The sequence below is a fragment of the Citrobacter freundii ATCC 8090 = MTCC 1658 = NBRC 12681 genome (assembly GCF_011064845.1).
GTDB classification, from domain to species: Bacteria; Pseudomonadota; Gammaproteobacteria; order Enterobacterales; family Enterobacteriaceae; genus Citrobacter; species Citrobacter freundii.
Map to the genome: position 1 here is coordinate 1,525,945 of NZ_CP049015.1, position 20,745 is coordinate 1,546,689.

Consider the following 20,745-nt stretch of genomic DNA (forward strand, 5'->3'; position numbering starts at 1 on the left):
AGACATCAATTACAGACCTTTAATATTTTCCGCTTCTAACTCGTTGAAGTATTTCAGCGTCTTCACTTTCAGTTCCATGGTGGAAGGCTCATCGCAGACCACAACGGCTTTTGGATGCAACTGCAGGCAACTGATGGTCCACATGTGGTTAACGTTGCCTTCAACGGCGGCTTGCAGCGCCTGTGCTTTCTGGTGGCCCAGAACCAGGATCATCACCTCTTCGGCATCCAGCAGGGTACCCACGCCAACGGTCAGCGCATATTTAGGCACCTGGCTTACGTCGCCGTCAAAGAAGCGTGAGTTAGCAACACGTGTGTCGTGAGTCAACGTTTTGATACGGGTACGGGAAGCCAAAGAGGAAGCCGGTTCGTTGAACGCGATGTGACCATCGTTGCCTACACCGCCCATAAACAGGTGGATTTTACCGTAAGAACGGATTTTTTCTTCATACTGACGGCATTCTGCATCAATATCCGGCGCATTACCATTGAGGAGGTTGATGTTTTCTGCTGGAATATCAACGTGATCAAAGAAATTACGGTGCATAAAGCTGTGGTAGCTTTCCGGATGCTCTTTCGGCAGGCCAACATATTCGTCCATATTGAAAGTAACAACATGCTTGAAGCTCACCTGGCCCGCTTTGTGCATTTCAACCAATGCTTTATAAGCTGTCAGCGGAGTACCGCCAGTCGGCAGGCCCAGAACGAACGGACGATCTGCCGTTGGTTTGAACGCGTTAATACGGTTAACGATATGGCGAGCAGCCCATTTGCCGACTTGTTCAGCGGTATTCAGGGGGATCAGTCTCATTCTTCACCTCAAAAGTAAATGTAAGCAATTGGCGGATTGAGTCTCTGTGCAGTATTAAGCGTAACCTGGTTTTGCATCGGTAAGGATCAATCCGTTTCGATTTTTTGAATGATAAAATAAGTTTTCGTAGTTAGCCAGTGGAAGGGAGGGTTAATAACGATATTTGGTGACTGAAATCACAAAAAACACGCGTTTAATTTGCGATACGAATTAATTTTTCACACACTCTGAATGTAGATGAATGGTTAATATCGTTGTTCCAGAATCTTGCTGTCAGGAATGGTCACACAATAAAAACATGGCTTCAAAGAAGCCTAATCGGGGTCTCGTAGGGGGAATAAAATGAATATTTTAGGTTTTTTCCAGCGGCTGGGTAGGGCGTTACAGCTCCCCATCGCTGTGCTGCCAGTCGCGGCACTGCTGCTGCGATTCGGCCAACCAGATTTACTTAACGTACCCTTCATCGCGCAAGCGGGTGGGGCCATCTTTGATAACCTCGCGTTAATATTTGCGATCGGTGTTGCTTCCAGCTGGTCAAAAGACAGCGCAGGTGCAGCAGCGCTGGCAGGTGCGGTCGGTTATTTCATATTGACCAAAGCAATGGTTACCATTAACCCTGCAATCAATATGGGCGTGCTGGCTGGTATCATCACCGGTCTGGTCGGCGGTGCCGTGTATAACCGCTGGTCTGGTATCAAACTGCCTGACTTCCTGAGCTTCTTTGGCGGCAAACGCTTCGTGCCGATCGCCACTGGCTTCTTCTGTCTGGTGTTGGCTGCTATCTTCGGTTACGTATGGCCACCGGTACAGAATGCCATCCATGCGGGTGGTGAGTGGATCGTGGGCGCTGGCGCGCTGGGTTCCGGTATCTTTGGTTTCATCAACCGTCTGCTGATCCCAACCGGTCTGCATCAGGTGCTGAATACTATTGCCTGGTTCCAGATTGGCGAATTTACTAACGCTGCAGGTACCGTATTCCACGGTGACATCAACCGTTTCTACGCGGGTGACGGCACTGCGGGTATGTTCATGTCTGGCTTCTTCCCGATCATGATGTTTGGTCTGCCGGGTGCGGCGCTGGCGATGTACTTCGCGGCTCCGAAAGCACGTCGTCCGATGGTTGGCGGTATGCTGCTGTCCGTTGCGATCACCGCGTTCCTGACCGGTGTTACCGAGCCGCTGGAATTCCTGTTCATGTTCCTGGCTCCGCTGCTGTACCTCCTGCACGCACTGTTAACGGGTATCAGCCTGTTCGTTGCAACACTGCTGGGGATCCACGCAGGCTTCTCCTTCTCCGCAGGTGCTATCGACTACGTGTTGATGTACAACCTGCCGGCAGCAAGCCAGAACGTCTGGATGCTGGTGGTGATGGGTCTGGTGTTCTTCGTTATCTACTTTGTGTTGTTCAGCGCGGTTATTCGTATGTTTAACCTGAAAACGCCGGGCCGCGAAGATAAAGAAGACGATATCGTTACTGAAGAAGCCAACAGCAACACTGAAGAAGGTTTGGCTCAACTGGCAACCAGCTACATTGCAGCGGTTGGCGGCACTGATAACCTGAAAGCGATTGATGCCTGTATCACTCGTCTGCGTCTGACCGTTGCCGACTCCGGTCGCGTAAACGATGCGATGTGTAAACGTTTAGGAGCATCGGGTGTCGTTAAGCTGAATAAGCAAACAATTCAGGTCATCGTGGGTGCGAAAGCTGAATCCATCGGCGACGAAATGAAGAAAGTTGTCGCGCGTGGCCCGGTGGCAGCAGCGTCTGGTGAAAGTGCGCCAGCAGCAGCGGCTCCGGCAGCAAAACCGCAGGCTGTAGCGAATGCAGTCACCGTTGAAGCGCTGGTTTCTCCGATTACCGGTGACGTAGTTGCGCTGGAGCAGGTTCCTGATGAAGCCTTCGCCAGCAAAGCTGTAGGTGACGGCGTGGCGGTGAAACCAACGGATAAAATCGTGGTTGCTCCGGCTGCGGGCACCATCGTGAAAATCTTCAACACTAACCACGCGTTCTGCCTGGAAACTGTTAAAGGCGCGGAAATCGTGGTCCATATGGGCATCGACACCGTCGCGCTGGAAGGTAAAGGCTTTAAGCGTCTGGTTGAAGAAGGTGCGGAAGTTACTGCAGGTCAACCGATTCTGGAAATGGATCTGGAGTTCCTGAACGCTAATGCACGTTCTATGATAAGCCCGGTTGTGTGCAGCAACAGCGATGATTTCGGCGCTCTGGTCATTAAAGCCGAAGGTCATGTGGTTGCTGGTCAAACACCACTGTATGAGATTAAAGGTAAGTAACTGCTCCTGAGTAAAGTGAGTTAAGTGCCTTAAGCGGCGGGGGATAGTCCTCCGCCGCTTTTTTTTGCAGCAATCGGCCCCAATATTTTCGTTTGATACGTATTTTACGTAACTAAGGGTTGTCAGTCTGCCTGGCTTATAAGATCATACTCCGTTATACGTTGTTTACGCTTTGAGGAATCCACGATGAGTGAGGCTGAAGCCCGCCCGAGTAACTTTATTCGTCAGATCATCGATGAAGATCTGGCCAGTGGTAAGCACACCACTATCCATACCCGTTTTCCGCCGGAGCCAAATGGCTATCTGCACATTGGCCACGCGAAATCCATTTGTCTGAACTTTGGCATTGCGCAAGATTACCAGGGCCAGTGCAACCTGCGTTTTGATGATACGAACCCGGTTAAAGAAGATATCGAGTACGTTGAGTCGATTAAAAACGACGTTGAATGGTTAGGTTTCCACTGGACTGGCGACATTCGCTACTCTTCGGATTACTTCGATCAGCTTCACGCCTATGCGGTAGAGCTTATTAATAAAGGGCTGGCGTACGTTGACGAACTGTCAGCGGACGAAATCCGCGAATACCGTGGCACGCTGACTCAGCCAGGCAAAAACAGCCCGTACCGCGATCGTAGCGTTGAAGAGAACCTGGCGCTGTTCGAAAAAATGCGTACCGGTGGCTTTGAAGAAGGTAAGGCCTGCCTGCGTGCGAAAATCGATATGGCTTCGCCGTTTATCGTGATGCGCGATCCAGTGCTGTACCGCATTAAGTTCGCCGAACACCATCAGACCGGCAACAAGTGGTGCATCTACCCGATGTACGACTTTACCCACTGCATCAGCGATGCGCTGGAAGGCATTACGCATTCACTGTGTACGCTGGAGTTCCAGGATAACCGTCGTCTGTATGACTGGGTGCTGGACAACATCACCATTCCGGTTCATCCGCGCCAGTACGAATTCTCGCGCCTGAATCTGGAATACACCGTGATGTCCAAGCGCAAGCTGAACCTGCTGGTGACCGACAAGCATGTTGAAGGCTGGGACGATCCGCGTATGCCGACGATCTCTGGTCTGCGTCGTCGCGGTTACACCGCTGCCGCGATCCGTGAGTTCTGCAAACGCATTGGCGTGACCAAACAGGACAACACCATTGAGATCGCTTCTCTGGAATCCTGCATCCGCGAAGATCTGAACGAAAATGCTCCGCGCGCGATGGCGGTTATCGATCCGGTGAAACTGGTTATCGAAAACTACCCGCAGGGCGAAAGCGAGCTGGTCACTATGCCTAACCATCCGAATAAACCGGAAATGGGCAGCCGTGAAGTACCGTTTAGCGGTGAAATTTGGATCGATCGCGCAGACTTCCGCGAAGAAGCGAACAAGCAGTACAAGCGTCTGGTGATGGGCAAAGAAGTGCGTCTGCGTAATGCATACGTGATCAAGGCCGAACGTGTTGAGAAAGATGCAGAAGAGAAGATCACCACCATTTTCTGCACCTACGATGCTGACACCCTGAGCAAAGATCCGGCCGATGGTCGTAAAGTTAAAGGCGTTATTCACTGGGTGAGCGCGTCCCATGCGCTACCGATTGAAATCCGTCTGTACGACCGTCTGTTTAGCGTGCCAAACCCAGGTGCGGCGGAAGACTTCCTGTCCGTTATTAACCCAGAATCGCTGGTCATTAAGCAGGGTTACGGTGAGCCGTCGCTGCAGGCTGCGGTTGCAGGTAAAGCGTTCCAGTTTGAGCGTGAAGGTTACTTCTGCCTGGACAGCCGTTATGCAACGGCTGACAAGCTGGTGTTTAACCGTACCGTTGGTCTGCGTGATACGTGGGCTAAAGCGGGCGAATAAGTCGCAACACATCCTCTCTAAACGCCGCTTCATGCGGCGTTTTTTTTCGCAAAAAAACCGTTTGACAGGCTCCGTTTGCGCAGCGAATTAATTACATGTCTGTAATAATAAATCGGCTGAATGTTTTTACGTTTAAATAACTTACCTCAATGTGAAATGGGCTGAAACCGATTTCATCTCTATGGAAAACAAGCGATTTTTTCATTTTATCAACGCTTTTTTATCTCCCAATGAAAATGTAACAGAAAGCAATGAAATATGTGCGGTTGCTCATACTATTACATACTCGTTACAGAAAGAGATTGATAATTCGCGTCGCGAAAAATAGTCTATTCATTGTAGTCACTGAGGTTTTCTTGGCGCTACTTTTTTAATTTTTGTTTTTTCGCTGTCCGCTTATATCGGCAGCATTTTTATGTCAAAGAGGATTAACATATGCGTACGTTTAGTGGCAAACGTAGTACGCTGGCGCTGGCTATCGCCGGTATCACAGCAATGTCGGGTTTTGTTGTCGCTCCGCAGGTACACGCCGAAGGATTTATTGATGACTCAACCTTAACCGGCGGCATCTATTACTGGCAGCGTGAGCGTGACCGTAAAGATGTGACCGATCATGACAAATACAAAACCAACCTTTCTCACTCCACCTGGAACGCTAACCTCGACTTCCAGTCCGGTTATGCGGCCGATATGTTTGGTATTGATATCGCAGCATTTACCGCTATTGAAATGAACGAAAGTAGCGAAAGCGGCCATCCAAACGAAATCGCATTCTCTTCCAAAAATAAAGGCTATGACGAGGATTACTCCGGCGATAAGAGCGGGATTAGCCTTTATAAAGCAGCAGCTAAATTTAAATACGGCCCAACCTGGGCGCGTGCCGGTTACATTCAACCAACCGGGCAGACTTTGCTGGCACCGCACTGGAGCTTTATGCCAGGTACCTATCAGGGGGCTGAAGCCGGTGCCAACTTCGACTATGGTGATGCTGGCGCACTAAGCTTCTCCTATATGTGGGCTAACGAATATAAAGCGCCGTGGCACACCGAAGTCGATAAATTCTATCAGGCTGATAAAAAGACCAGCGTTGATTACCTGCATTCAATCGGCGCGAAATATGACTTCAAAAATAACCTGTTGCTGGAAGCGGCATTTGGTCAGTCTGAAGGCTACGTCGATCAGTACTTCGCCAAAGCCAGCTACAAATTCGATTTAGGCGGTAACCCGTTTACTACCAGCTATCAATTCTACGGCGCACGTGACAAAGTTGACGATCGCACCGTGAACGATATTTATGACGGCACGGCCTGGCTGCAGGCGCTGACCTTCGGTTATAAAGTAGCGGAAGTGGTTGACCTGCGTCTGGAAGGCACATGGGTTAAAGCAGATGGGCAGCAAGGCTACTTCCTGCAGCGTATGACCCCGACCTACGCCTCATCAAACGGTCGCCTGGACGTGTGGTGGGATAACCGTTCTGACTTCAACGCCAACGGCGAAAAGGCAGTCTTCTTCGGCGCAATGTATGACCTGAAGAACTGGAACCTGCCGGGCTGGGCAGTGGGCGCGTCCTACGTTTACGCATGGGATGCCAAACCCGCTACCTGGCAGCTCAACCCGGATGCGTACTACGACAAAAACCGCACTATCGAAGAATCTTCTTACAGCCTGGATGCGGTCTACACCCTGCAGGATGGTCGTGCGAAGGGCACTATGTTTAAACTGCACTTCACCCAGTACGACAACCATTCAGATATTCCGAGCTGGGGTGGTGGTTACGGCAACATCTTCCAGGATGAGCGTGACGTGAAATTCATCGTTATTGCTCCGTTCACTATCTTCTAATGCCAATAGCGGCAGGCCGTGCTCCTGCCGCCTCGTTGAGGAACGTGCTATGAAAAAACTGATACTCATCGCCGTTATGGCATCAGGGCTGGTGGCTTGTACGCAATCCCCTGCACCGAAAGAAGACAGCCGTCTGAAAGAAGCCTACAGCGCGTGTATTAATACTGCTCAAGGATCGCCGGAAAAAATAGAAGCCTGCCAAAGCGTGTTGAATGTACTGAAGAAAGAAAAACAGCACCAGCAGTTTGCCAATGAAGAAAGCGTACGCGTGCTGGATTATCAGCAGTGTATCCAGGCCACGCGCACGGGTAACGATCAGGCCGTTAATGCTGATTGCGATAAAGTCTGGCAGGAAATTCGCAGCAAGAATGCCGCACAGTAATTCAAAAAATGAAAAAGACAACGGGCGGAGAATTTTCCGCCCGTTTGCATTTCAGAGCTTATTTTCCACTGGTTGATAACCCCGACTTAGCCGGACAAACAGCATTGCCGTGGCGGCGAGTCCGCAAAGTGCCGCGCACATCAGCCACCATCCCGGTGAGCTTTTATCCCCGGTTAGCTGAACCAGTGCCGTGGATATGACCGGCGTTAGGCCGCCAAAAATCGCTGTGGCAAGACTGAATGCCAGTGAAAAGCCCACCGTACGCACATAGACCGGCATCACCTCGGTGAGTGCGGCTACCATTGCCCCGTTATACATACCAAAAAAGAATGAGAACCAAAGCAGGACCAATGTCATGCGAGTGAAATCTGGCGCGGCGGTGAGCCAGTGCATTACCGGCCAGGTGGTGATCAGAGCGAGTATGGTAATCCCCATTAACACCGGACGACGACCAATTCGGTCAGAAATTGCCCCGCCAATGGGCAGCCAGATAAAGTTAGAAATACCGACCAGCATGGTGACCACCAGGCTGTCGCGAGCGCTCAGGTGGAGTACAGCCCTGCCGTAGGTCGGGGTGTAGACGGTGATGAAGTAAAATGTCGTTGTGGTCATCGCCACCAGCAGCGTACCTGCAGCGATAAGACGCCAGTTTTTGACGATAGTGGTGAAAATTTCCCGAGTGTCGGGGCGGTGCGTGCGTTGTAAAAATGCGTCTGTTTCCTGCAGCGAGCGGCGGAGCACGAAGATCAAAGGAATAATCATGCAACCAATAAAGAAGGGAATGCGCCAGCCCCATTCCGAGATCTGATCGTGTCCCAGGGTAGCGTTCAGACAGTAACCAATCAGCGCCGCCACCACAATGGCGACCTGTTGACTGGCCGACTGCCAACTGGTGTAGAAGCCTTTATTGCCAGGCGTGGCGATTTCCGAAAGATAAACCGAGACACCGCCTAACTCTACGCCTGCAGAAAATCCCTGTAATAATCGTCCAAGTAATACCAGCACGGGAGCCAGCAGGCCAATACTGTGATAGCCAGGTACAAGGGCAATCAGCAGGGTACCGCAGCCCATAATCGCCAGCGTCACCATCAGGCCTTTACGACGACCAATTCTGTCGATATAAGCACCCAGCACAATGGCGCCAACGGGTCGCATTAAGAAACCCGAACCAAAAACAGCGAAAGTTAACATTAGCCCGGCAAATTCACTCTCCGCGGGAAAGAAGGTCTTTGCAATATAGGTGGCGTAAAACCCGAACAGAAAAAAGTCGAACTGTTCGAGAAAATTACCGCTGGTTACCCGCAGTATTGCGCCGAAAGTTCCGGCGCGCGATGGTTGTTGTGTCATTGGGTTTGCTCCACTGTCTTATCATAATATTTATAGAGGTAAGAGTGTGCGGGTTAGTTGTCTGTGACCCCCGCCTGTTTGCCGCGCCGTTTCTCAATCGCCCACTTGAGTAAGGCTGCGCAGCGGTAAAATCCATGGGCAAATTTTCCGTAAGGAATGGTCAGAAAGAGCGCCATGACCACGCCGAGGTGAATGGCGAGCAAAATAGCCATCCAGGACGAGTCTCTTCCTGCCAGCAGGGCTAAACCGGTCAGACTGGTCAGCAGCAGCAGCAAAATAAAACCGCGATCCATCGGTTTTTGCCGTGCGTCGCCATGTAGCGGTGAACGCTTGAGATTGAGCCATAGCAAGCCAGCCGGGCCGACAACCAGGCCAATGCCTCCCAACGTGCCCAGCATGACCGGAACGCTGAAGAACGGATAGGGTGCTTCTATACCTGCGAAATAGTGATAGCCCGTCGCCACCACGGTGGCGGCAAAGCAGAGCAGAAAACCGTAGAAAGTGAAGTGATGAAAACGGCGGCGCATCAGAGTGAAGGCATCATCTGCTTCATTACAACCTTTACCGTGCCCACCATCGAGATACTTTAGTGTCAGCGCATCGTGTGAAGCTTCAGCAATTTCGACGGAACGTGGCATACCGGGAGAAATCTCGCGCCAGAAGCGGATAACGCCCGCCATCAGCAGACCTATCGCCAGAATAAATACCGAACCAAACATCCAGGCCAGCAGGTTATGCGGGAAAATTTGGTAGAAATCTCCGGCCAACGGAGGATGGAGTAACGAGCCTTTTAACCCCATGGCGAGCAGTAAAAACAGGATCAGACCGAAAACCAGCGCCAGCGTCACGGTGACGCCTGCGCGACGATAAAGCGCGCCAAAGGCCGCGGGTTGCGCGTAGTGCTGATAGGTTTCAAGCCGGACTTCTGCCATCGCCTTCGGCACGTTGATGGCAAACTCATGAGGCGGGGCATACTGACAGGCGTGCAGGCAGGCACCGCAGTTATGGCACAAGTTTGCCAGATAATTGATATCCGCTTTACCGAATTCCAGGCGCTGCGTCATTGCCGGGAACACGGCGCAAAATCCTTCACAATAGCGACAGGCGTTGCAGACCTGCATCACGCGTTCAACTTCCGCTTCCGGTTCGGTGATAATTTGCGCGTCGATAATCAGTTTCTCAAGCTGCCTCATGACGAGTCTCCTTACGTGCGGCCAGCGCGGCTTCTTTTCCGGCAATACGGCCAAAAGTGGTACCGATTGACATGCCCACGCCTGCGGTGTAGCCCTTGCCCAGCACGTTGCCCGCCATCATCTCTCCGGCGACGAACAGGTTGCGGCTTGGCTGCCCGGCAAAGTGTACGGCAGCGCGTTCATTTACTTTTAACCCGAGATAGGTGAAGGTGATCCCTGGCCGCAGGGCATAGCCGTAGTAAGGCGGCTGGTCCAGTGGTCGCGCCCAGTGTGTCTTCGCGGGGGTTAACGCTTTTGTCGTGCAGTTATCCAGAATGGTATGGTTGAACTGGCCGGGCTGGCAGGCGTTGTTGTACTCCGTCACGGTGTGGGTAAAGTGTTCGCCATTCAGCCCCAACTGATGAGCCAGTTCCGCCAGCGTATTGGCCTGTGCGCCAGGAAAGACCGGAGGCATGAAGTGGCCGATGGCTTTACTGTCGATAATGGAGTAGCCAATCTGCCCGGGCTGTTGGGCGACCAGTCGTCCCCAAATGGCGTAGCGTTTGGGCCAGAAATCTTCGCCTTCATCATAAAAACGCTCAGCGTCACGGTTGACGACTATGCCGAGCGAAACACAGTCCACGCGGGTACAAATCCCGCCGTCATATAATGGCGCTCTGGCGTCAATGGCTACGCAGTGTGACTGGGAGGGTTCGCCGATGATGTCGGCTCCGGCATCGATCATAAATTTGAGCAGTACGCCCTGGTTAAAGCGCGTGCCGCGAATCAGAAAGTTATCTGCAGGCCATTCGCCGCGCTCGTTCTCTCCCCACGCTTCTCGCAGCCATTCGCGGTTTGACTCAAACCCGCCAGCGGCAAGCACGCAGGATTTCGCTGTAATGCGCTCTTCACCTGCCAGCGCCGCCACGAACTCGCCATTACGCAGTTCAAGCGCCTGAACAGGGGTGTTATAGCGGATCTGCACTCCCAGTTTTTCTGCGCTGCGATAATAGGCATTCACCAGGGCCTTGCCACCGCCCATAAAAAAGGCGTTGGTTCGCGCCACGTGTAAAGCGCCAGAGAGAGGAGGTTGAAAATTGACGCCGTGCTGGCGCATCCAGTCGCGGCATTGTGAAGAGGTGCGGATCACCAGACGTGCCAGGGCTTCGTTGGTATTTCCTTCCGTGACGCGCTGCAGATCTTGCCAATACTCCTCTTCCGGATAGCTTTCCACCAGCACATCCTGCGGTGCATCATGCATACAGCGCAGGTTACGCGTGTGTTGGGAATTTCCCCCACGCCATTCCCGGGGAGCCGCTTCGAGTAGTAAAACGGAAGCGCCTTGCTCCCGGGCGGTAAGGGCAGCGCATAAGGCAGCATTGCCACCGCCAATCACCAGAACATCAACCATCGTATACTCCATTACCATTTAACTAATTGTTAAATTTGTAATTAAAATGTATGCGAACGGCTTGTGCGGGCGCTATGACGTAGTGCTAAAGAGGGCTTTAGTTATTGTAAAGGATGGCGCCTGGCCAGCGTCCTGCTTCCACCAGTTGATGCATCACTTTCGTCAGCACCACGCGGGCTGCGAGGCCCGCCGGGGTGAGCTCATCGTCAGAGAGGCTCACCAGAAAGTTGGGGCGGCTAAGTATCGGATTATGGACGCCGATCACTCTTAGCGTCTCTTTATCGAGATGGGAAATCGCCGCTCCGGGTTGAAGAGTGGCGCCAATGCCACTGCGCACGGCGCGCATCAGCAGCGCCAGACCATCAATTTCTGTAGCGATCTCAATGTTCAGCGAGTGTTCCTGACAAATTGCTTCCAGCCTGCCGCGCAGACCGTGGCCTGGGCTGGGCATTATCAATGGAATACTCGCCAACTGGGCTGGGGCAATATTGTCATCGGTAATATCAGCCAGTAGGGCATGGGTCCCAATCAAAAACAGCCGTTCTTCGAGAATCGGTCTGGCACTCCAGCGCAGGATCTTTTCTTTTTGAAACACCACAGCCAGATCAATCTGGCGGGTATTAATCATCCGTTCCAGATTACCAGAGAGACTTTCCACCACATGCAGGCGAACATCGCTATAGCTTTCCCGCATGGCGTGAATAAAAGGCATACCGAGAACTGAAGCGGTACTGGGAGCCATGCCGACGCTGACGTGCCCGGAAAGCCGGGATTCACGCGCGGCGAGGATTGCATCGTCTGCGTGACGGAGCGCCAGCTGCGCCTGGGAGTAAAAAGCCAGTCCGGCGCTGGTGGGTGTCACGCCTCGCGAAGTGCGCTGCAGCAGGCGAATAGCGAGTTCGTTTTCCAGACGCGACATTTGCTGGCTGAGTGCCGAAACCCCGATATTGAGATCGAGCGCCGCGCTACCCATGCTGCCGGTTTCTACAATGCGCACAAAATAGCGTAGCTGGCGAAGTTCCATTTCGACTCTCCGGAAGGGGCAATTGATTTTTACATTAAAGCAACACAGGAGCGGAGGGAAGGGGAAAAGGGCAGGTAACGCCCATAAAAAAAGCCAACCGGATGGTTGGCTTTTCAGAAAGCATTACATTATTTGCCGTCGTGGGCGTGCTCATCTTCGCGGCAATCGCCTTCGGCACAGTGACCGTAAAGATAGAGGCTATGGTTAGTTAAGCGAATGCCATGTTTAGCCGCAATCTCACGTTGGCGGGCTTCGATGGAATCATCGCTGAACTCGACCACTTTGCCGCAGTCAAGGCAGATGAGGTGATCGTGATGATGCTGTTGAGTCAATTCGAAGACGGATTTACCACCTTCAAAATTATGGCGGGTCACGATACCGGCATCATCAAACTGGTTCAGCACGCGATACACGGTCGCCAGACCAATTTCTTCACCCATATCGATCAGGCGTTTGTATAAGTCTTCCGCACTGACGTGATGGTTATCCGGTTCCTGAAGAACTTCCAGAATTTTTAAACGAGGAAGCGTTACTTTCAGGCCAGCCTTCTTTAATGCGGTATTGTTGTCAGTCATGCGGAATCTGTCCTGTAGCTAAACGATTCACTTCATTAACAGAAGTGACAGAAATTGCACTTGAGATAATGCGATTCATTATAGAACTGCCATGGCTAAATGAAAACTGCAAGTCTCTGGCATATATTGTTAATCAAAACGTGGTATCGCCGACAAACACACTGTGCAACACCCGATTGGCATCCAGCCATTGTACAGGGTCAGACGAAAAAGTTACAAATTTGTAGCAATTATTTTGATTGGTTTTATCTATTGATGCGGCGCAGATGGAAATCTGCGCCACACGAAATCAGGCATTAATGATTTCGTCGAGGTGCAGCTCTTCAGAGATCTGCTTAACCCATTTTTCTACGCGTTCTGCGGTCAGTTCAGGTTGGCGATCTTCATCGATAGCCAGACCGACAAAATGGTCGTCGTCAGCCAGACCTTTGGACGCTTCAAAGTGATAACCCGCCGTTGGCCAGTGACCAACGATGGTTGCGCCGCGCGGTTCGATGATGTCGCGAATGGTCCCTAACGCATCGCAGAAATATTCTGCGTAATCTTCCTGGTCGCCACAGCCGAACAATGCAACCAGTTTGCCGTTAAAATCAATGTCTTCGAGGGTAGGGAAGAAGTCGTCCCAGTCGCACTGCGCTTCACCGTAGTACCAGGTTGGGATGCCGAGCAGCAGAATGTCATACCCTTCGAGGTCTTCTTTGCTGCTTTTTGCAATGTCATGAACATCGGCAACGTCTTTACCAAGCTGTTTTTGAATCATTTTTGCGATGTTTTCGGTATTACCGGTGTCGCTGCCGAAAAAGATGCCAGTGATTGCCATGAGTAAAATAACCTCTTGAAACTTATTGAAATGGTGGTGGCGCATTGCCCACGGATAAGGGCAATCATAGCAGAACAGTCAGGCATGCGGAAACAGCAAACACGCAGGACTGCACTCTGTGCTACACGATTTATGATTTAGAGCAGAAATTCAGACTATGCCTGACCGCGCAATGCGCTGAGTTGGTTCATCAGCATCTCTTCGATGAGTTCACTGCGACTCATGTTGCGTGCCTCAGCCAGCTCGTTCAGAGCGTCAACGGCATCAGCGTTCAGTTTCAGTTCGACACGCTTAAGCCCGCGAACTTTGTCACGCTTAAGCTGATTACGTTTATTAATACGTAACTGTTCATCACGCGAGAGCGGATTAGTTTTGGGTCGTCCCGGGCGACGCTCCTGCGCGAACAGATCTAATGTCGTACGGTCCGTTTGTTCTTTGGCCATGATCTTGGTGACTTCGGGGAAACAATCAGCCAGGCGTCTGCCCGGATGGATAGCGCGCCATAATACATCAGCAGGGGAGACACGCCAACGCCCGCGCGCGTAATCGCGCGCAGACGCTGAGTTTTTAATCAGTTAGCCTGCTCGCTCAGATAACGACGGATGGCGCGCAGCACCGCCTCCGGTTTTTCGGCATGCACCCAATGCCCGGCGCCTGCTATAACGTGCGCACGAGCTTGTGGGAATTGCGCCAGCAGTTGTTCGCGATACGCTTCGGTAACATACGGTGAGTTGCCGCCTGGGATAAACAGCGCCGGGTGCTCCCACGCAGGAATGGTTTCCCAACCGACGATATGCGGATATTGATCCCACAATACGGGAACGTTAAAGCGCCACTCGCCGTCAACAAAGGATTTCAGCAGAAACTGGATAACACCTTCCTCCTGCAGGTGCTGGCGCATGACGCTTGCCGCCTGCTGGCGTGAGGACGCTTGTGCATCGGTTACGGCATTGATTGCCGCAAAAATCTCATCGTGGCGGCGAACATGGTAGTCAACGGGAGCAATGTCGATGGCGACCAGCCGTTCGACACGTTCCGGAGCCAGAGCAGTCAGCGCCATGACGGCTTTTCCGCCCATCGAGTGGCCAATAAAGATCGCTTTTTCGATCTGCCGATCGTCCAGCGTATCCAGCAGATCTTGCGCCATGGCCGGATAATTCATCTCAGGTGAACGAGGGGAGAGGCCATGGTTTCGCATATCGACCTGGATGATGTCGTGGTCGGCTACTAGATCGCGTGCCAGGATCCCCAGGTTATCCAGGCTGCCAAACAAGCCGTGCACCAGGACGATGGGAGAATTATTGTGCAGGTTTTGCGCAGATTGCGCTCGGATATTCAATTTCATGGCAAAGTTCTTTTTTTCACACTCACGGGTTAGGGTATCATGTTGACCATTCTGCCACATGGCTGCAACAACTACGGTTACTCTGAGTTTTGCTGGCCACCAGGCTTGACGCTATCCGCTGTTGGGATTTGCCTTTACACTACGTGTGTTTACCCCGACAACTTGTATTCAGCTAAACACTGCACTGGATTAAGATGAAAACGATTGAAGTTGATGATGAACTCTATAGCTATATTGCCAGCCACACCAAGCATATTGGCGAGAGCGCATCCGACATTTTACGGCGTATGTTGAAATTTTCCGCCGCATCACAGCCTGTCACTCCGATAGTCAAAGAAGTCCGCGCTGTGCAACCTGTCGTGGAAGCCAAGCCGGTTAACCCCGTAAAAGATAAAGTGCGCGCGATGCGTGAACTGCTGCTGTCCGACGAATACGCGGAACAGAAGAAAGCAGTAAATCGCTTTATGCTGGTGCTGTCTACACTCTATTCACTGGATCAAAACGCGTTCGCCGAAGCAACGGAATCGTTGCATGGTCGTACGCGTGTTTATTTTGCAGCTGATGAACAGACGCTGCTGAAAAATGGTAATCAAACCAAACCGAAGCACGTGCCAGGCACGCCGTACTGGGTGATCACCAATACCAATACCGGCCGTAAATGCAGCATGGTTGAACACATCATGCAGTCAATGCAATTCCCTGCGGAATTGATTGAAAAGGTTTGCGGAACAATTTAATCCTTGCATTAGAAGGACCAGGCAATGGCAATCCACAATCGTGCAGGTCAACCTGCGCAACAGAGTGATTTGATTAACGTCGCCCAACTGACGGCACAATACTATGTACTGAAACCAACGGCAGGGAACGCTGAGCACGCTGTTAAGTTCGGTACGTCCGGACATCGCGGCAGTGCAGGTCGTCATAGTTTTAACGAGCCGCATATTCTGGCTATCGCCCAGGCGATTGCTGAAGAACGTGCGAAAAACGGGATTACTGGTCCGTGCTATGTGGGCAAGGATACCCACGCGCTGTCTGAACCGGCTTTTATCTCTGTACTGGAAGTGCTGGCGGCGAACGGCGTTGACGTCATCGTGCAGGAAAATAACGGCTTTACGCCAACCCCTGCTGTATCGAACGCTATCCTGGTCCACAACAAAAAAGGCGGCCCGCTGGCTGACGGCATTGTGATCACGCCGTCCCACAACCCGCCGGAAGATGGCGGCATTAAATACAACCCGCCAAATGGTGGTCCGGCAGACACTAATGTCACCAAAGTGGTGGAAGACAGAGCCAACGCGCTGCTGGCGGCCGGTCTGCAAGGCGTGAAGCGTATGTCGCTGGACGCTGCGCTGGCATCTGGTCATGTGAAAGAGCAGGATCTGGTTCAGCCGTTTGTTGAAGGACTGGCTGACATCGTAGACATGGCGGCGATCCAGAAAGCGGGTCTGACGCTGGGTGTCGATCCGCTGGGCGGTTCCGGTATCGAATACTGGAAGCGTATTGCTAAGCACTACAACCTGAACCTGACTATCGTTAACGATCACGTTGATCAGACTTTCCGCTTTATGCATCTCGACAAAGATGGCGCAATCCGCATGGACTGCTCCTCCGAGTGTGCGATGGCGGGGCTGTTGGCGCTGCGCGACAAGTTCGATCTGGCCTTTGCCAATGACCCAGACTACGACCGTCACGGTATCGTCACCCCGGCAGGGCTGATGAATCCGAACCACTATCTGGCGGTGGCGATCAACTACCTGTTCCAGCATCGTCCGCAGTGGGGCAAAGATGTTGCCGTCGGTAAGACGCTGGTGTCATCGGCGATGATTGACCGTGTAGTGAATGATTTAGGGCGTAAACTGGTTGAAGTGCCGGTTGGCTTTAAATGGTTTGTTGACGGTCTGTTTGACGGCAGTTTTGGCTTTGGTGGGGAAGAGAGCGCGGGGGCATCTTTCCTGCGTTTCGACGGTACACCGTGGTCAACCGACAAAGACGGCATCATCATGTGCCTGCTGGCGGCAGAAATTACCGCAGTGACCGGTAAGAACCCGCAGGAGCACTACAACGAACTGGCTGCTCGCTTTGGCGCACCGAGCTACAACCGCCTGCAGGCAAGCGCGACCTCCGCGCAGAAAGCGGCGCTGTCTAAGCTGTCTCCGGAAATGGTGAGCGCCAGTACGCTTGCGGGCGACCCGATCACCGCGCGTCTGACGGCTGCACCGGGCAACGGCGCTTCTATCGGCGGTCTGAAAGTGATGACTGACAACGGCTGGTTTGCCGCGCGTCCTTCTGGTACGGAAGACGCTTACAAGATCTACTGCGAAAGCTTCCTCGGTGAAGAACATCGCAAGCAGATCGAAAAAGAAGCGGTTGAGATCGTCAGCGAAGTGCTGAAGAACGCGTAAACCGTAGGCCGGATAAGACGCTAGCGTCGCTATTCGGCATGAATAATGAAAAAGCCGGACAGCAAATACGCTGGTCCGGCTTTTTATATTCAACTTAACGTCATGGCATGAACCGATAACCAATCCCGGTTTCGGTCAGAAAATGACGCGGACGTGCCGGGTCCAGTTCCAGTTTCTGGCGCAGGTGTCCCATGTAAATTCGCAGATAGTGGCTGTGTTCGACGGCGTTTGGTCCCCAAACCTGATTGAGCAACTGGCGCTGCGTCAGTACCTTTCCGGCATTATTCAGCAGTACCGCTAACAGGCGAAACTCAATCGGCGTCAAATGAATCTCTTCATCACCACGATGTACTAGCCGGGCGGCGATATCTACTTTTACGTTGGAAAAATGCACCACCGGCTCGGGAGACGTGCCGCTGGCGTGGCGACGCAATGCCACGCGCAATCGCGCCTGTAGCTCGCCAATACCAAAGGGTTTACTGAGATAGTCATCGGCACCGGCATCCAGGGCGGCAATTTTATCACTTTCTTCGCTGCGGGCTGAAAGCACAATTACCGGTATCGCGCTCCATTGTCGCAGGTCACGAATAAAATCAATGCCGTCACCGTCCGGCAGACCGAGATCGAGAATGATGAGATCGGGTTTTCGCGTGGCGGCTTCCAGCAGACCACGTTGCAGCGTTTCCGCTTCATATACACGCAGACCATCGGCTTCCAGCGCGGTGCGCAGAAAGCGACGGATAGCCTGTTCATCTTCAACAATCAGTACGTTCGTCACATATCCTCATGAAAATCTTCAAGTTCAGGGGGGATTTCCTGGGGCAGTGTAACACGGAAACATGCTCCTCCCTGTGCGCGATTGTGGACGGAAATTGTACCGCCGTGCACGTCCACAATGGCCTGGCAGATTGCCAGCCCCAGCCCAACGCCTGGTACAGATGACTCTTTGTTTCCCCGGGAGAACTTGTCAAAAACTCGTTGCTCCATTCCCGATGGAATGCCAGGGCCATTATCCCAGACGTCCAGTTGCAGATGTTCGCCATCGACGCTGGCATCAATACCGATTTGCGCCGCTGGACCTGCGTATTTAACAGCGTTTTCCAGCAGGTTAATCAGCACCCGTTCAAATAGCGGGCCATCGACGTGGATCAGCGTCAACGGCGCGGGTAGCGACAAATTAATAGGAGCAGAGAGTCCTGGCTCCAGCATCTGCAGGGCACTACCGACCACCTCTTCCAGCGTTAACCACTCTTTCTTAAGATTAAAGCCGCCAGACTGAATTCGCGCCATATCCAGTAGGTTATTAACCAGTCGGGTCGTATTCAGGACGTGCTGGCGAATTTCGCTGGCCTGGCGCGCGTGCGGCGATCCTTCGCTTGCCAGATCCAGCGTTAAGATCTCTGCCTGACCAAACAACACCGTCAGCGGCGTGCGCAAATCGTGGGAAAGGGCGGCGAGCAGGGCATTGCGAATGCTTTCACGCTCGCTGGCAAACCGGGCCTGCTCTTCGCTGGCGGTGAGCGTCAGGCGTTCCAGCGCACTGGCGACCAGTAAAGTGAAAGTTTCCAGCAGGCGCTGCTGTTCGGGGATCATCAGCTGGCGTAAATTTCCTGGTTCCACAACCAGCAACCCATGCGTTTTGTCGGCGCTTTTTAACGGTAAAATTTGATACGGCACACCCGGTAACGTGTCAGTGCCTGCGCCGGCCGGTTGCCCTTTATCAAAGCTCCATTGGGCAATGGCGTCATCCCACGGCGTCATGCCCTGTTGATGAGTGAGAGGGGCCAGCTTACCGTTCTCACCGGGCAGTAAAACCTGGCTGCGGGCCTGGAACGTTGAGGCAATAAACTGTTCGCTGGTGGCGGCGATATCCTGCTGGCTCCGTCCGACGGCCAGCGCTTTCGACATCTCATATAAATGACGCGTACGCTGTTCACGATAACGCGCTACCCGTGCCTGATAACGCACTCCAGCGGTGAGATTACCGATAACCAACCCTACCGTTAGCATCACGGCAAAGGTAAGCAGGTACTGGACGTCGGAAACGGCCAGCGTACCGCGTGGGGCAATAAAGAAGAGATCGAAGCTGGCAACGTTAATAAAGGTTGCCAGCACTGACGGCCAGCGTCCGTAAAAGAGGGCGATAACCACCACACCCAATAAATAGATCATCACCAGGTTGGCGGCGTCAAAGGCCATCAACCACTGCATGGCAATCAACGTAATGATGGCGCACAGCGCGACGGCAACCACGCAACCCTGAATTTGAACCCGCCACTTATCCTTAAAGGTGCGGCTATCTGCAGTTTGCAGCACAGGGCGCGAAGGTGGTTCGTCGAGCGCAACAATCATCAGGTCGAGATCCGGTGCGCGATGGGCCAGTTTGTCAGCAAAGGAATCACTGCGCCACCAGCGTCGCGTAGTCGGACGTCCGAGGACAATTTTTCCCAGATTATGCTCACGGGCGTAGCGGATTACTGCTTTGTCTTCAGCGGGATCGGAAAGGGTGGCGGTTTCTGCACCCAGCTCCTGGGCTAATCGCAGGGCGCTTAAAATTGCGCGGCGTTGTTTTTCGGGCAGTCGGTGCAGCGCTGGCGTTTCGACATACACTGCATGCCATACGCTGCCGAGGCGCGCTGCCAGACGCGCGGCGGCACGCACGAGCTTTTCGCTGCCGGTGTTGTGTCCAATACACAGCAATATGGCGTCGCGGGTATGCCAGACTTTCTCCTCTCCCGGACGTCCACGCCAGGCACGCATCTGATCGTCAACCCGATCGGCCGTGCGGCGCAGGGCCAGCTCACGTAGCGCGATCAAGTTACCTTTGCGAAAGAAATGCTCGATGGCTCTTTCCGCCTGACCGGCGATATAGACCTTGCCTTCGTTCAGGCGCTGGCGCAAATCGTCGGGGGGAAGATCGACCAGCACCACATCGTCAGCGGCATCGAAAAAAGGATCGGGGACGGTTTCGCGAACCTGAATGCCGGTGACGCCGCTGACCACATCATTGAGACTTTCCAGATGCTGCACGTTGACGGTAGTAAAAACGTCAATACCGGCTTCCAGCAGCTCTTCAATATCTTGCCAGCGTTTAGGGTGGCGTGAGCCTGGCGCATTACTGTGCGCCAGTTCATCCATCAAAATGAGTGCCGGGCGGCGGGCCAGCGCCGCGTCGAGATCGAATTCGCTGATATGACGACCATGGCGCGCCTGTCGCTTTAGCGGCAGGATGCTGAGACCGTCCAGCAGCGCGGCGGTCTCTTTGCGTCCGTGGGTTTCCACCACGCCAATCAGCACATCTAATCCCTGCGCCCGCAGCCGCTGGGCCTCTGCCAGCATGGCCCAGGTTTTACCGACGCCTGCACACGCGCCGAAGAAAATTTTTAGTTTTCCCCGGTGCGGAGCGGTGCTTTGCTCCAGCAGGCGATCGGGGTCGGGGCGTAAGGGTTCGTTATGCATGTCCTTTTTC

Annotated in this window: 18 protein-coding genes; 6 read left to right on the top strand and 12 right to left on the bottom strand. The window is 52.9% G+C overall.

Annotated elements, in window-relative coordinates; all coding sequences use genetic code 11:
• Positions 1 to 9 precede the first annotated feature (9 nt).
• The gene (gene nagB / locus G4551_RS07290) at positions 10 to 810 is read right to left on the bottom strand and encodes a glucosamine-6-phosphate deaminase (protein WP_003022803.1); all 801 of its coding nucleotides are present in this window, start codon (positions 808 to 810) and stop codon (positions 10 to 12) included.
• A 342-nt stretch (positions 811 to 1,152) separates the two neighbouring features.
• Between nagB and nagE the strand changes: the two genes are divergently transcribed.
• The 4 genes from nagE (at position 1,153) to G4551_RS07310 (ending at position 7,180) form a co-directional block, all read left to right on the top strand.
• Positions 1,153 to 3,102, top strand: a complete 1,950-nt coding sequence (gene nagE / locus G4551_RS07295) for a PTS N-acetyl glucosamine transporter subunit IIABC (protein ID WP_003835548.1) — start codon at positions 1,153 to 1,155, stop codon at positions 3,100 to 3,102.
• A 186-nt stretch (positions 3,103 to 3,288) separates the two neighbouring features.
• Positions 3,289 to 4,956: a glutamine--tRNA ligase gene (glnS, locus tag G4551_RS07300; protein ID WP_003835546.1), complete on the top strand. Its 1,668-nt coding sequence runs from the start codon at positions 3,289 to 3,291 to the stop codon at positions 4,954 to 4,956.
• Between the two features lie 435 nt (positions 4,957 to 5,391).
• Positions 5,392 to 6,798, top strand: coding sequence for a chitoporin ChiP (gene chiP, locus G4551_RS07305; protein WP_003835544.1), 1,407 nt, complete (start codon positions 5,392 to 5,394; stop codon positions 6,796 to 6,798).
• 49 nt (positions 6,799 to 6,847) lie between these two features.
• On the top strand, positions 6,848 to 7,180 hold the full coding sequence (locus tag G4551_RS07310; protein WP_003022817.1) for a ChiQ/YbfN family lipoprotein: 333 nt from the start codon (positions 6,848 to 6,850) through the stop codon (positions 7,178 to 7,180).
• Between the two features lie 51 nt (positions 7,181 to 7,231).
• Here the strand turns inward: G4551_RS07310 and tcuC are convergent, their stop codons facing one another.
• The 9 genes from tcuC to ybfF all read right to left on the bottom strand — a co-directional run bounded on the left by tcuC (position 7,232) and on the right by ybfF (position 14,874).
• Positions 7,232 to 8,527, bottom strand: coding sequence for an MFS transporter (gene tcuC / locus G4551_RS07315; RefSeq protein WP_003835542.1), 1,296 nt, complete (start codon positions 8,525 to 8,527; stop codon positions 7,232 to 7,234).
• Between the two features lie 53 nt (positions 8,528 to 8,580).
• The gene (gene tcuB, locus G4551_RS07320; protein ID WP_003835540.1) at positions 8,581 to 9,720 is read right to left on the bottom strand and encodes a tricarballylate utilization 4Fe-4S protein TcuB; all 1,140 of its coding nucleotides are present in this window, start codon (positions 9,718 to 9,720) and stop codon (positions 8,581 to 8,583) included.
• On the bottom strand, positions 9,707 to 11,110 hold the full coding sequence (gene tcuA / locus G4551_RS07325) for an FAD-dependent tricarballylate dehydrogenase TcuA (protein WP_003835539.1): 1,404 nt from the start codon (positions 11,108 to 11,110) through the stop codon (positions 9,707 to 9,709). The genes tcuB and tcuA overlap by 14 nt, the downstream gene beginning before the upstream one ends.
• Positions 11,111 to 11,207: 97 nt before the next feature.
• On the bottom strand, positions 11,208 to 12,134 hold the full coding sequence (tcuR, locus tag G4551_RS07330; RefSeq protein ID WP_003835537.1) for a tricarballylate utilization LysR family transcriptional regulator TcuR: 927 nt from the start codon (positions 12,132 to 12,134) through the stop codon (positions 11,208 to 11,210).
• A 128-nt stretch (positions 12,135 to 12,262) separates the two neighbouring features.
• Complete coding sequence (gene fur, locus G4551_RS07335; protein WP_003022836.1) at positions 12,263 to 12,709, bottom strand: ferric iron uptake transcriptional regulator; 447 nt, start codon at positions 12,707 to 12,709, stop codon at positions 12,263 to 12,265.
• Positions 12,702 to 12,788, bottom strand: a complete 87-nt coding sequence (locus G4551_RS07340; protein ID WP_049259739.1) for a ryhB-regulated fur leader peptide — start codon at positions 12,786 to 12,788, stop codon at positions 12,702 to 12,704. The genes fur and G4551_RS07340 overlap by 8 nt, the downstream gene beginning before the upstream one ends.
• A 210-nt stretch (positions 12,789 to 12,998) precedes the next feature.
• A complete protein-coding gene (fldA, locus tag G4551_RS07345; RefSeq protein ID WP_003022839.1) occupies positions 12,999 to 13,529 on the bottom strand; it encodes a flavodoxin FldA in 531 nt (176 codons plus the stop codon).
• Positions 13,530 to 13,684: 155 nt separating this feature from the next.
• Positions 13,685 to 13,972: a LexA regulated protein gene (gene ybfE / locus G4551_RS07350; RefSeq protein WP_003022842.1), complete on the bottom strand. Its 288-nt coding sequence runs from the start codon at positions 13,970 to 13,972 to the stop codon at positions 13,685 to 13,687.
• A gap of 128 nt (positions 13,973 to 14,100) precedes the next feature.
• On the bottom strand, positions 14,101 to 14,874 hold the full coding sequence (gene ybfF, locus G4551_RS07355; protein WP_003022844.1) for an esterase: 774 nt from the start codon (positions 14,872 to 14,874) through the stop codon (positions 14,101 to 14,103).
• A 194-nt stretch (positions 14,875 to 15,068) separates the two neighbouring features.
• Here ybfF and seqA point away from each other — a divergent pair, with 194 nt between their 5' ends.
• Both seqA and pgm read left to right on the top strand, forming a co-directional pair.
• Complete coding sequence (gene seqA / locus G4551_RS07360; RefSeq protein WP_003022848.1) at positions 15,069 to 15,611, top strand: replication initiation negative regulator SeqA; 543 nt, start codon at positions 15,069 to 15,071, stop codon at positions 15,609 to 15,611.
• Between the two features lie 24 nt (positions 15,612 to 15,635).
• Entirely contained in the window at positions 15,636 to 17,276 is a 1,641-nt protein-coding gene (gene pgm, locus G4551_RS07365; RefSeq protein ID WP_003022854.1) for a phosphoglucomutase (alpha-D-glucose-1,6-bisphosphate-dependent), read from the top strand.
• A 100-nt stretch (positions 17,277 to 17,376) separates the two neighbouring features.
• Here the strand turns inward: pgm and kdpE are convergent, their stop codons facing one another.
• The gene (gene kdpE / locus G4551_RS07370; protein WP_003022856.1) at positions 17,377 to 18,054 is read right to left on the bottom strand and encodes a two-component system response regulator KdpE; all 678 of its coding nucleotides are present in this window, start codon (positions 18,052 to 18,054) and stop codon (positions 17,377 to 17,379) included.
• On the bottom strand, positions 18,051 to 20,735 hold the full coding sequence (kdpD, locus tag G4551_RS07375; RefSeq protein ID WP_003835532.1) for a two-component system sensor histidine kinase KdpD: 2,685 nt from the start codon (positions 20,733 to 20,735) through the stop codon (positions 18,051 to 18,053). Before kdpD ends, kdpE begins: the two co-directional genes overlap by 4 nt.
• Positions 20,736 to 20,745: the final 10 nt, after the last annotated feature.